Source organism: Neisseria sp. P0013.S005 (assembly GCF_051958425.1).
Taxonomy (GTDB): Bacteria; Pseudomonadota; Gammaproteobacteria; order Burkholderiales; family Neisseriaceae; genus Neisseria; species Neisseria subflava.
This window is the reverse complement of the sequence record NZ_JBQCVL010000002.1, coordinates 357144-368133: the sequence shown is the minus strand read 5'-3', so window position 1 is coordinate 368133 and position 10990 is coordinate 357144. Positions and strand designations below refer to the sequence as shown.

The following is a 10990-nucleotide window of genomic DNA, read 5'->3' as shown; positions in this document are numbered from 1 at the left end:
TCCAAGCCTCGGTAGGGGCAGGAAAACAAACCCCGTCACGCGCTGCCTCCTGCGCCTTAATCATCGGCAGCAACTCACTCAGCAGTTTCGCGGTACGCGCCCAAGAGAGCTGGGACTTGGCAGGGCGGAATAAACCGATATACCGTATTGCCGCCTTGCCCAATTCAGCATCCATCTCCAAAACAGTCCTCAACACCGCCGAAGCCTCTGCGTCATTGATTAGGCTGTCTAGGCTATGCACCGCCCCACAGTTCGGGCATTTCACGTTCATTGTTTATCCTTCCAAACATCGCCACCAGCCTGTACATTTCCATTGCCTTTTACGATCTGAACATTACCTGCCAAGTGATTTTCAAGTTCAGCTTGTTTATCGATCCATGTCTTAAACTCTGACCAAGTTTCAAACTTAGTTTGCTTGTCACGCATCAACCTGCCCAACTTAATGCCCAGATAAGACAAAAACATTAAACCGCTGATAAATGTCCAAAACACTGATGCTGACCAATGGCTGATATACACACAAAAACTCAACATCAACCCCGTGAAAACATCCTTGATGATGCTTTCCCAAACACTTTCACTTGCGTTGTACGCGATAAAGTTTTTACCTCTGATTTCAATCATTTAATCACCCCAAGAATCGCCAAAAACGCCACAAGGACAACAACCAACCCAAAAAACATACCGCAGGCATCCAAAACAACAGCTTTAGTCTGCTGCTTAAACCAGTTTTCAATCAGGCTCATCAGTGCCAAAACCACCAGTGCCAAACCAATCAGCCCGCAGATCAAGAGATAAATCATCATTCCGGTAGTCATCACATCTCCTTCCACTCTTTCATCACATCATCCAATGCTTCGCGGTAATTGCTTCCATAGCCTCTGATGCCGTATTCGGTTAACCTGCAACAGGCCTTCTGACCATTTTCTTTTGAAAATTCGGCTGACCCGACTTCCATTAAGAAATCAAGTCTTTCTGTATCCTTTACAGCCTGTTTAAATTTCGGAGAGAAATCCAAACCACTGGATTCTTGGTCAACAATATCGTTACTCGAAGACAGAAGGGTATCCAATACGGTCATAATCCAAGGCAAATTGGCGTTGGCAGACTTATATTCCAAAGCTTCAAACACTTCATCCGCAGGCGCATTGCTCAGATATTCGAAATCATCTTCATCCTCTGGGTCGGCAGGTTGATAAACCGGATTCAAACCCTGCGCAATTTTGTTTAAAAACGCGACCAGTTCCCATACTGCGTCAAGGTCTTCTTTATTTGGTTTAGTGATCTTCATCACGCTTCCTCCCATAAATTTATCGCCCGAGCCAAAGTTTCCGCCTCGGCAGTCTTCCACATCCCGTCCGGCGACCGTGCGGCAATCACAAATCCCTCGCCGTCCTTCTTCATGATCATCAGCTCGCCACGGTCTTTGAGCCATTCGGCAATTTCTTTTGCATTCATTTTTAAATCCTTTTAAATCAATACCTTATATTTTCAATAAGGCAAAAAAATATAGAGCAACATCAACGGCTTACCGTTTTAATTGTCGTCATACCCGTCATGGCCTTCGCCTATCATGTGCAACACGACGATTCTGGCCAGCATTTCAAGCCAAATCCCCAGCAACACCAACACAGCCAATCCACCAACAAACCAAATCATTTTTTCTCCTCCTTCTTCTCGGCAGGCCGTTTAAAACGCGCCTGATATTCCTCGATTTCACGCTCTCTATTTTTTTGCGCCATTCGCGTCGTCGCACGCCTGCGGTGTTGTCCCCAAGCCTGCCAATCCGTATTACGTCGTCCGAAACTCATTTCACACATCCTTTCACAATCGCCTTATCGCCATATTTCGCGCGGATTTCCTTAAGCGCACGTTCCAAAGCCTCTTGTTTCGCCGTAGGGCTCAATGCCTTATCGCTCATAAACAATCCCTTTCATTTTTTCTTCCGTACTCATCGCCTCGTATTGCTCGCCCAAGGCTTTTGCCTCCAAATCCGCCAGACGCTCGCGCCGCGACATTTCCAACTTCGCTTCCGATAGTTCCGGAGCACAACCGCGCAACATCGATACGAAAAACACAGCCCAAACCAACACAGCCGCTCCCGACAACATCCGCTTGCAAAACAAATTAGACATTTTTCTATTTCCTTATAAATCAATTATTTAATATTTTCTCAAGGCAAAAAAATTATTGCGCACCCAATCCGCCTTCACTTGAGCCACCCATTCCTTGGCTTCCTCTTTGCTTTCAAATCGCTTCCGCAGTCGGCGGATTTGCAACCATGCGAAGCCTTCTTTGCGCTTGCCGCGCACATCTGCCCGCCAAATCTTGCGACGTTTATGGGTTTCGTAGTCGTACCAAGTGTCCTCATAGACTCCGGCGTGTACCGCATATTCTTGTCTCATTTCAGACGGCCTTTTTACGCTTTTCGCACGGTTTGATTTCACACTTTTGACACGCCCGCCAGTGCTGCATTTTGATAGGGTTATGCGTCGGAGCGGGGGAGAGAGAGATTTCAATACATTCGGCACGCTCCATCCGTCGACCTTCAAACGGACACATCACCTTGCGGAACACATCCGCCACTTTTGCCGCCACTTTGTCAGGCTTGCCGTTGTATTTGCCGTTCAAAATCAGACTGATGCTTGTCGCGCTGTATCGGAGTTTTGCCGCAGTCTTCATCAGCCCGTCTTTCGCGACCTCTTCCTTCAAAACCGCGTACCAATCTTCTTTCATATAATCTTTTTCATTCATAATCAGGAACCTCCCTTAATACAATTTCGTTTATATTCGGGTCGTACACCTCTCTGACAGCCAGAAGCTGCGGTGCTTTCGACCCTGTATTCTTCAAAAGGACAAACGATTTTTTCCGCGCGTTGCCCGTATTTTTCAGATACCCCGCCGCTTCAAGGTGTTGAGCATAAACCTTGGCCATACTGCGGCTGACAGGGTGTGTCATATTGACGTGGGCCGTCAGGCTGTCCAAGTCAAAGGTTTTCAAAATCCGCATCGTCCGCCACAAGGCTTCCGTTACCGGACATTTCAACGGCTGACCGTCATCAGACAAGCGGGGCGCATCCACACCCGCATCCCGCTCCAGTCGGTATCCGTACGGTCTGCAAAAGTCCGAACCCTTCTGTATCGACACAAACCCGCCTTTATTAAGAGCTTTCAGATACGTGTACACCGTATTCCCGCTCAGTTGGCAGGCTTTGGCGATTTCAGAGACTGTCTGAAGCCTGTCCTTATTGCCTCGCAGACAGTTCCAAATCTCTTGTCGGCGGTTGCGGGGCTTCGTCAATGTCGTCACGCTCATAATTTGACCCCGCGTTTAGGTGCTTCGCCCTTGTACAGGTCGGCTTTCGCACAAACCTCGCGCGTTACCGTATCCAAGCCTTGCTGGTTGGCAAGCTCCAACAGATTGACCAAATTGACCGTTACGCGGCGTACCGAGCCGTGCGCCAAATCCACCAAATAAGACAGCGCATCTTTTTCAAACGTCAAATCAGGCGCGTAAACCTTCGCCAACTCTTCCGCGTCTGCCAAATCGACAGGTTGCGCAGGTACCCAAGCCAACACACGACCGTGGAAACGCTCGAATTTCTTCAGCTTGGTCGGCAACATCTCCTCGCCCACCAACATCAGCGGGGCTTGGCTGCCCTCGTAGATGTCGCGCACCAGCTCGACCAATCCCTTATGCGTAACCAAATAGTCCGCCTCATCCAAAATCAACGGACGCTGACTGGCGGCCAACTGTTCGCAGATCACATCCAAACAACCCGCCGCCGTCCGGGCAGGCGGCAAGCCCATCTCGAAGCAGATTTTTTCCAGCAACGTCTTTTTGCTCCATGCGCTGCGCAGCTGGACATAGTAAGCGCGTGTCTCATTCGCCACCGCCACAGTCGCCGTCGTCTTCCCGAAACCCGAAGGGCCGTACAACACCCCCAAACCCGGCAAACCGTCCTGACGGTTGACCAAACGCTCCATCGCAACAGAGACCAAAGACAGATTGTTGATATTTGCAATTTTCATTTTTAAAATCCTTTTAAAATAGTGAATAAACCTTTTTTAAAACCCCGAAAGGTCGTCTGAAATCAAGCCAGCATCGCCCGTTTGGACAACGCCTTATACTCATTGCTTTGCGGGTAACGCTCCAGCCATCTTTGCGCCTGCGGCGGCAAATCCGTCTGACCGCAAAGACGCTGATACAGCGCAAACCGCTCCGATGCTTCGGACGGTACCGACCAGCCCGCGGCAGCTTCCGTTTCAGACGGCATTTCCACCGCCTTCACTGCCACGGCCTCGACCGTTAAATCATCCTCACGGTTTCGGCGTGCTGCCAATGCGGCAGCCTTAGCCTTGATTTGGCCCATATCCAGCACCATTCCCCCGATATTGACCGAGTCCTGATGTTCGATGGTCGGTACGCGGCGTTCTTTCAAGATGTTTTGCTGTTGCAGCTCGTTGCGTTTCAGACGCTCGTCGTTGCGTTTGTCTTCCGCGCGCTCCAAGACGCTGACAGGCATATAGTCCGTCGAGTTGCCATGCCATTCCGCTTTGCAGATAAGGCGGCCGACATCGTCGTAAATCCAAACCCAAAGCGCGTCCTGCACGTCGTAGCCGACCCTTACCGTTTCGCCGTTGAACTCCATCAGTTCGGCGGAATAATAAGTATTGCTGAACAGCGATACCTCCCCGCGCCGTACCGTGCGCATCACCTGCGGTCGGAACAAATATCCTTCCTCCTCCGGCGACACTCTTGGCGGCTCGCCAAACTCCGCCACCTTCAAAGCCCAAAATTCATTAGGCGACATATGCCGGCGTTTGCCTTCACGGTCGGTAAACTTAGGCAGCGAACGGTGCGGTCGGTCGTTATATTCGTCCACCACCCGTTCGATATAACCCTTAAACTCATCCCAAGTCGGAATCGGCGAATTCAAAATCTTCCCGTGCAGGCGGACTTCCTTACGCGACAGCTTAAACAGCTTCTGCCGCGCCTCGTCGTCCATATTTTTTCCCACAAAAGACGGCAGGTTCGCCGCCGCCCGCGTGAAAATATTATGGCTGCGTTCCGACGCGCCCTTCGCTTGCGAGTTATAAGCCCGCGAATGCGTCATCGTCATGCCCAGCCTGCCCATCAGACCCGTTGCCTCATCCGTCATCATCAAGTTTTCAAAGCCACGACCCCAGTCCACATACCAAAGCGCACCGATGGCCGCGCGGCTCGCGTGGCTTAAAGCCTCAAGCACGGTAAACCGACTTTCCGCCAGCCCCACGCTCCAGCCCATACACCGTCTTGTGCCAATGTCCAAAACCGTCGTAATTTCAGGTCTGAACGGCAGACCCGACAACGGATTCAATACCTCCGCATCAAATGTATGACCGTCGGCGGTATAGATGGCGGCAGGTTTCAAGTGCAGGAAATCGCGCCGTTTGTGCGGCAGGATATTTTTCAAATCCCGCGCGCCGCGGCGTCCGCGTTCACACTCCACATTGCCAAGCTTGCCCAACCACCGGCGCACCTGATGAATACTCGGCACATCGCCCCCTCTCTCTGCGAGAGAGAGCTGGGGAGAGGGCAAACCCGCCGCATCACCCCCTCTCCCCGTGGGAGAGGGTTGGGGAGAGGGTAAAGCCTCCAGCCTGTTCACAAACAAGCGGTAAGCCTCCGAAACAGAAGGCTTCATCGGCAGCCGGTAGCATTCCAAAAACACAGGCAGCCAAGACGGGACGTTCATATCCTCGGTTCTGGATTTCGGCGCGAGGCTGTTCGATTCCCGCGCCGCAAACCACCGCTTGATTGTCCGTACGCTCGGCAGCTTCCCGCCGCCGCCGCGCCCGTCTGCAGCCAAAGAAAACAGCTTCGCAATATGCTCGAAGCCCGGCATCTTCGCCTGCGTCAAAACAGTCGTCATCGCCGCCTCCTTCGATACGCCCGATTCCGCCATTACCCGCTCGACCGCCGACAAAACCCCGCGCCGGGCCGATTCGCACAACCGTTGTTGCTCCGTCGAGCCGTCCGTAACGCCGATGGCCAACTCTCCCCCTCGCACATCGGGAGAGGGCAAACCCGCACCCCCTCTCCCTGGGGGAGAGGGCTGGGGAGATGGCTGGGGAGAGGGCTGAAGTTCGGGCAAATCTGACAACCCGCCCAAAACCTCGTTCAGCTTCTTCGCCTGAATCAGTTTCAACACCTCCGGGGGCGGTGCATATTCGCGGCGTTTGCCACCTTTTCCGCCTTTACCGGCGACTTCTATAAAAGGCCAGGATTCCCTTACAACTTTACTACCCAACCCCATTTTCGTTGTTGGCAGATTTTCTAACTTCATTTCCAGAAGTTCCAAAATCGAATAATGCGTTTTCATGCTGCCGCCTCTTTATATAAATAAGCATAGCGGGGGCGGATGCGCCGCCCGTCTTTCGTCCACCGTTCCGGCCATAGCTCATGCAGAGACTTACCAAGAAAATCCGCAATCGCTAGTTCCCCTGATAAACTTGGCTTTTTTAAAGCCATCATGACTACCTTTGGGGATAGCTCATAAAGTCTGGCGACATCTGTTAAAGTTCGCCCCTTCATCTTAATTTCCGCCCGTATCATTTCAGGATGAATACCGTTCATCTATTTTTCTTTCCTTTCGTCATCTTATATGTGGAAATGACGTTTCCATTAACAAAGAGGATAACGTCATGTCCGAATATAAAACGTCCAAGTATTTAAGCATTGCCCAGCTCTACGAGCTGGCTGACGACTGGTGGCGGCTCGACCCCGAGCAGCACCGTTTCGTCAGCGGTTTCATCAGCGATTGGGACACTTACCAATCATGGCTTGCCGAACATAGCGCGCCATTTGCAGCTTATAAGGCTGGCGGCAAATCACGGCAAGAAACCATAGCAGCCTACCCCGAACACTACCCGTTATTTGTTTATGCCCAATGGCTGCGGCTGCAAGACGGTTTGCTGCTGCATACCCTGCTGTTGCGATACGGTTATGCAGACGCCTGCTCGAAAAAAGGCGCGCTTGAGCCTTCAGCAGATTTCTTTGAGCTTCTGATGGACGAAGCCGCCCGTTTGAATCTCTTCCCGCCCACCGCATTTGATGCGGGTGCGGAAATGGCAGCCCTAAACCGTCATTCGCAAAAGGGGTGATGCCTGGTTTTTCGTATTTCATCTTTCATTTCCTTTCTATATAAAAGTGTGTAGCGTGGGCTTCGCCCACAAAATTCAACCAAAACCGCTTAATCGGTCGTCCGAACCGTTTCAGACGACCTGTTAAACAGTCTCCTTCCTGACGGGTCGAATACCCGTCATTTTTTTGGCTATTTCCAAATTGTTAAAGAACAATTCAAAATCGGTTATACTTTAAAAGTTCCGTTCTGAAGTTGTAAACATAGTAAAGTAGTAAAGCGTTAATTGCAATACAATCTTACAACTAACTTTACAACTTTGTAATAATTGATTGTTTATAAAGTAAATTATTTTTTATAAATTTCTTACTACTTTTCCAAAAAGTAGTAAAGTGAGATTACAAGATGGCAAAGTTACGACTAGACACTACGCAAATCATTGAAATAGCCAAATTTGCGAAAGACTTAGGAATTAATTCAGGATTACCTACCAGCAGACCGGGAGTAGCAAGTCGAGCTGAAAGCCAAAACTGGGAATTTGAAATAGTGCCTGGGAAAGGTGGGAAAAATGGTGAAAAAAAACTCTACACAATCCCTGACTATGTTATTGAAGAATTGGAACAAAAAGGCTTGCTCCATTTGATAGATGGCGCGGAAACAGACACGCCGCTTGAAGTCCGCAACACTCAGCCCGATGTGCCGCATCTCGAAAATATAGATTACGCCGACTGGGCGGCGCGTCAGGATACGCGCGACATCGTACCCGTCCGATATTACAAAGAAGTTTTCGCCAGCGCAGGCAGCGGCGCAATACCGTGGGATACCGACCCCGAAGCCATGTGGTTCCGAACCGCCTTCTTCAAACACCTGCAGCTCTCCCCGGCAGACTGCTTCTGTACCCGTATCGACGGGGACAGCATGTTCCCAACCCTAATCGACCAAGGCACCGTCCTATGGCAAACCGCCACGCGCTACACCCGCGAAGGAATCTACCTGTTCCGGCAGCAAGACGAACTCCGGGTCAAACGCCTGCAACGCCTGACCGCCGATACGCTCAACATCATTAGCGACAACCCAAACAAATCCATCTACCCGACAACCCAACTGACCCTGTCCGCCACCACCCCCGCTGACTTCCAAATCCTCGGCAAATACCTCTGGAGCTGCGGCATATCAAAATAAACAACTTCCCGATAATTCCCATGACAAAAAAAGCGCGAAACCGACAAAAAACTGTCAGATTTCGCGCTTTTTTCGCAATTCTAAAATTTCCCCCACTTTTTTAAATTTCCTTATCCTTTCAATAATTTCCGCCTTTTTTTCTCGTTATATATCCATGACAAAACTAACACCACCCCACAGAAGCCGTAGACAGTACAATTAGTACGGCAAGGCGAGGCAACGCCGTACTGGTTTAAATTTAATCCACTATATATCGAGAAATTGCACATCACTCCCGCCAATACCCATGAGTGCAAACACCTGTCGCCTTTGTTGGAAAGTATAGCTGAAGGCACGACCGTCTATGCCGACAAAGGCTATGACAGCGCGGAAAACCGGCAACACCTGAAAGACCATCAGTTGCTGGACGGCATTATGCGCAAAGCCCACCGCAACCGTCCGCTGACGGAAGCGCAAACCAAACGTAACCGATATTTGTCGAAGACCCGTTATGTGGTCGAACAAAGCTTCGGTACGCTGCACCGTAAATTCCGCTACGCCCGGGCAGCCTATTTCGGGCTGATTAAAGTGAGTGCGCAAAGCCATCTGAAGGCGATGTGTTTGAACCTGTTGAAAGCCGCCAACAGGCTAAGTGTGCCTGTTGCCGCCTAAAAGGCGGCCGGATGCCTGATTAATCAGGTATCCAAGGGGGATTAAGGGGGTATTTGAGTAGAATCAGTGGATATTTGAAACAAAAACAGCCGAAAATCTTTGTTTAGGTTTCGGCTGTCGGGGAAAAAGGAATTTTGCAAAGGTCCCAGCCGCTTTCCAAACGTTTGCGTGGCGGCACCAAGCTGCCTGCGCCTATCATCACGTCGTCTTCAATGACGGTATCGTCCAGAATAATTGTACCCATCCCGATCAACACACGATCGCCGATGCGGCAGCCGTGCAGCATGACTTTGTGCCCGACGGTTACGTCTTCGCCGATGATAAGGGGCGAACCTTCAGGCTTTTCCGCGTTTTTGTGCGAAACGTGCAAGACACTGCCGTCCTGTACATTGCTGCGCGCGCCGATGCTGATGCTGTTTACGTCGCCGCGCAACACGGCATACGGCCAAACGGATACGTCTTCGGCAAGCGATACTTCGCCGATGATGACGGAGGTCTCGTCGATGAGGCAGGATTCGTGGATTTGGGGAGTATGGTCTAAGAAGGGGCGGATAGGGTTCATGTTGTTTCTTTCTTTTTGATAGTGTGGCAGGTTTCAGACGACCTGCGGCTCGGTATGGCGAAAGTATGCCGTTTTGACGCAGGTGAGGCAAGGGCGGTGTCTCCCGAGATGTCGTCATGTCTTTGTAAACAATATTTTTTATGGTTATAGAACCATTTTCCGTTAGGCCTGCATCTCTTGTTTACCGAAGGTGGAAAATTGTCCGTTATTATCTTGTAGTTACAAGTAGCTGCAAATCATTCTCTTGCCATTTGAATTGGAATGATATATATTTTAAAAAAATATTTCATAAAATAACGAAACCCGATGGTTTGTTTTCAAACAGGTTTGGTGGGTTTCCAATCCCACAAACCTTGGCTTCCATCCCATATCCGTTTTCAAATCTATCTAATCCACCTTGTTTAAATAAAGGCGGCTGGAAGGTCGTCTGAAACTGTATGAAGGATATTCACATGAGCGGAACACAAGAGCTGACTTTTGCCAAACGGCTGAAAGAGCAAACCACCACCGTTCACGACAGCGTGGACAACTTGGTGATGTCTGTCGAGCCGTTTACCAACAAAGAGAATTACATCAAATTTTTGAAACTGCAATCCGTGTTCCACAAAGCGGTCGATCATATTTATAAAGACTCCGAGTTGAACAAAGCCATTCCTGAGCTGGAATACATGGCGCGTTACGATGCGGTAACGCAAGACTTGGCGGATTTGGGCGACAAACCTTACGAATACGGCAAACCGCTGCCGCATGAAACCGGCAATAAAGCCATCGGTTGGCTGTATTGCGCCGAAGGTTCCAATTTGGGCGCAGCATTTTTGTTTAAACACGCGCAAAAACTGGATTACACTGGCGAACACGGCGCGCGCCACCTCGCCCCCCATCCGAACGGCCGCGGCAAACATTGGCGTGCTTTTGTCGAGCATCTGAATGCTTTGGGTTTAAGTCCTGAAGCCGAAGCCGAAGCGATTCAAGGTGCAAAAGATGCATTTGCGTTCTACAAAGTCGTTCTGCGCGAAACATTTGACCTGCCTGCAGGTGCGGAAGCTCCGGAAGGCTTTGTTCCGCACCGTCATTAATGGTTTGACGATATAAGTAGAGGTCGTCTGAAACACATCTATATACGCGGATTCATAAATTCTGTTTTCAGACGACCTTCATGCTGGTGTAAGTGTTGTATTGTTTGGTTATCCGCATCTGCGGTATTTTTTAATTGGTTTAATGTAAATAATTATCAAATATTTTATCACCATCATTCCAAAATACCATTATCACATTCAGGAGTTTTACCATGAAGGAATCATTTAAATTAAGTATGTTGGCGATTGCCTGCAGCATCGCATTGAGTGCATGCGGTTCAAGCGGTGGTGGTACGCCGTCTGCACAGCCTGCACCGACCCCGCAACAGCCGGGCAATAATTCCGGCTCGGGCGGAGGAGGTGATTCAAAACAAACAGAAGACGCTAAGAAAGCT

The 10990-nt window shown here is 50.0% G+C and carries 16 protein-coding genes and 4 pseudogenes; 5 read left to right on the top strand and 15 right to left on the bottom strand.

Going from position 1 to position 10990, the window contains the following annotated elements:
- From ACTHTA_RS03990 to ACTHTA_RS03925, 14 genes and pseudogenes are all read right to left on the bottom strand, one after another.
- Positions 1-271, bottom strand: a pseudogene (locus ACTHTA_RS03990) (hypothetical protein); the annotation flags it as partial.
- Positions 268-624, bottom strand: a complete 357-nt coding sequence (locus tag ACTHTA_RS03985) for a hypothetical protein (RefSeq protein ID WP_440364549.1) — start codon at positions 622-624, stop codon at positions 268-270. The gene ACTHTA_RS03985 and the pseudogene ACTHTA_RS03990, both read right to left, overlap by 4 nt.
- Complete coding sequence (locus ACTHTA_RS03980) at positions 621-818, bottom strand: pyrophosphate-energized proton pump (RefSeq protein WP_440364548.1); 198 nt, start codon at positions 816-818, stop codon at positions 621-623. Before ACTHTA_RS03980 ends, ACTHTA_RS03985 begins: the two co-directional genes overlap by 4 nt.
- Positions 818-1291, bottom strand: a complete 474-nt coding sequence (locus ACTHTA_RS03975; RefSeq protein WP_440364547.1) for a hypothetical protein — start codon at positions 1289-1291, stop codon at positions 818-820. The genes ACTHTA_RS03980 and ACTHTA_RS03975 overlap by 1 nt, the downstream gene beginning before the upstream one ends.
- Positions 1291-1458 carry a hypothetical protein gene (locus ACTHTA_RS03970; RefSeq protein WP_440364546.1) on the bottom strand — a complete coding sequence of 56 codons (168 nt, stop codon included), beginning with the start codon at positions 1456-1458 and terminating at the stop codon, positions 1291-1293. Before ACTHTA_RS03970 ends, ACTHTA_RS03975 begins: the two co-directional genes overlap by 1 nt.
- A 78-nt stretch (positions 1459-1536) precedes the next feature.
- Complete coding sequence (locus tag ACTHTA_RS03965; protein WP_371460037.1) at positions 1537-1659, bottom strand: hypothetical protein; 123 nt, start codon at positions 1657-1659, stop codon at positions 1537-1539.
- Complete coding sequence (locus ACTHTA_RS03960) at positions 1656-1811, bottom strand: hypothetical protein (RefSeq protein WP_440364545.1); 156 nt, start codon at positions 1809-1811, stop codon at positions 1656-1658. Before ACTHTA_RS03960 ends, ACTHTA_RS03965 begins: the two co-directional genes overlap by 4 nt.
- 99 nt (positions 1812-1910) lie before the next feature.
- Positions 1911-2135, bottom strand: coding sequence for a hypothetical protein (locus ACTHTA_RS03955; RefSeq protein ID WP_440364544.1), 225 nt, complete (start codon positions 2133-2135; stop codon positions 1911-1913).
- A gap of 27 nt (positions 2136-2162) precedes the next feature.
- Positions 2163-2405 (bottom strand): toxin PIN, encoded by a 243-nt coding sequence (locus ACTHTA_RS03950; protein ID WP_440364543.1) that lies wholly within the window; start codon positions 2403-2405, stop codon positions 2163-2165.
- 1 nt (position 2406) lies between these two features.
- Positions 2407-2754 carry an XRE family transcriptional regulator gene (locus ACTHTA_RS03945; RefSeq protein WP_308888523.1) on the bottom strand — a complete coding sequence of 116 codons (348 nt, stop codon included), beginning with the start codon at positions 2752-2754 and terminating at the stop codon, positions 2407-2409.
- Positions 2747-3316, bottom strand: coding sequence for a hypothetical protein (locus tag ACTHTA_RS03940; RefSeq protein WP_108700130.1), 570 nt, complete (start codon positions 3314-3316; stop codon positions 2747-2749). Before ACTHTA_RS03940 ends, ACTHTA_RS03945 begins: the two co-directional genes overlap by 8 nt.
- Complete coding sequence (locus ACTHTA_RS03935) at positions 3313-4032, bottom strand: AAA family ATPase (protein ID WP_049358176.1); 720 nt, start codon at positions 4030-4032, stop codon at positions 3313-3315. The genes ACTHTA_RS03940 and ACTHTA_RS03935 overlap by 4 nt, the downstream gene beginning before the upstream one ends.
- A gap of 62 nt (positions 4033-4094) precedes the next feature.
- Positions 4095-6068: a Mu transposase C-terminal domain-containing protein gene (locus tag ACTHTA_RS03930; protein WP_440376376.1), complete on the bottom strand. Its 1974-nt coding sequence runs from the start codon at positions 6066-6068 to the stop codon at positions 4095-4097.
- Positions 6069-6361: 293 nt separating this feature from the next.
- Positions 6362-6619: a helix-turn-helix domain-containing protein gene (locus ACTHTA_RS03925; RefSeq protein ID WP_440364541.1), complete on the bottom strand. Its 258-nt coding sequence runs from the start codon at positions 6617-6619 to the stop codon at positions 6362-6364.
- Positions 6620-6687: 68 nt separating this feature from the next.
- On the opposite strand from ACTHTA_RS03925, the gene ACTHTA_RS03920 reads away from it, so the two are divergent.
- The 3 genes and pseudogenes from ACTHTA_RS03920 to ACTHTA_RS03910 all read left to right on the top strand — a co-directional run.
- Positions 6688-7146 carry a hypothetical protein gene (locus ACTHTA_RS03920; RefSeq protein ID WP_440364540.1) on the top strand — a complete coding sequence of 153 codons (459 nt, stop codon included), beginning with the start codon at positions 6688-6690 and terminating at the stop codon, positions 7144-7146.
- A 524-nt stretch (positions 7147-7670) separates the two neighbouring features.
- On the top strand, positions 7671-8306 hold the full coding sequence (locus ACTHTA_RS03915) for a S24 family peptidase (protein ID WP_440364539.1): 636 nt from the start codon (positions 7671-7673) through the stop codon (positions 8304-8306).
- A gap of 249 nt (positions 8307-8555) precedes the next feature.
- Positions 8556-8957: pseudogene (locus ACTHTA_RS03910) on the top strand (transposase); the annotation flags it as partial.
- Positions 8958-9102: 145 nt separating this feature from the next.
- Here the strand turns inward: ACTHTA_RS03910 and ACTHTA_RS03905 are convergent.
- Positions 9103-9519 (bottom strand): annotated as a pseudogene (locus ACTHTA_RS03905) (gamma carbonic anhydrase family protein); the annotation flags it as partial.
- A gap of 452 nt (positions 9520-9971) precedes the next feature.
- Between ACTHTA_RS03905 and ACTHTA_RS03900 the strand changes: the two are divergent.
- On the top strand, positions 9972-10595 hold the full coding sequence (locus tag ACTHTA_RS03900; protein ID WP_308888521.1) for a biliverdin-producing heme oxygenase: 624 nt from the start codon (positions 9972-9974) through the stop codon (positions 10593-10595).
- A gap of 212 nt (positions 10596-10807) precedes the next feature.
- Positions 10808-10990, top strand: a pseudogene (locus tag ACTHTA_RS03895) (transferrin-binding protein-like solute binding protein); the annotation flags it as partial.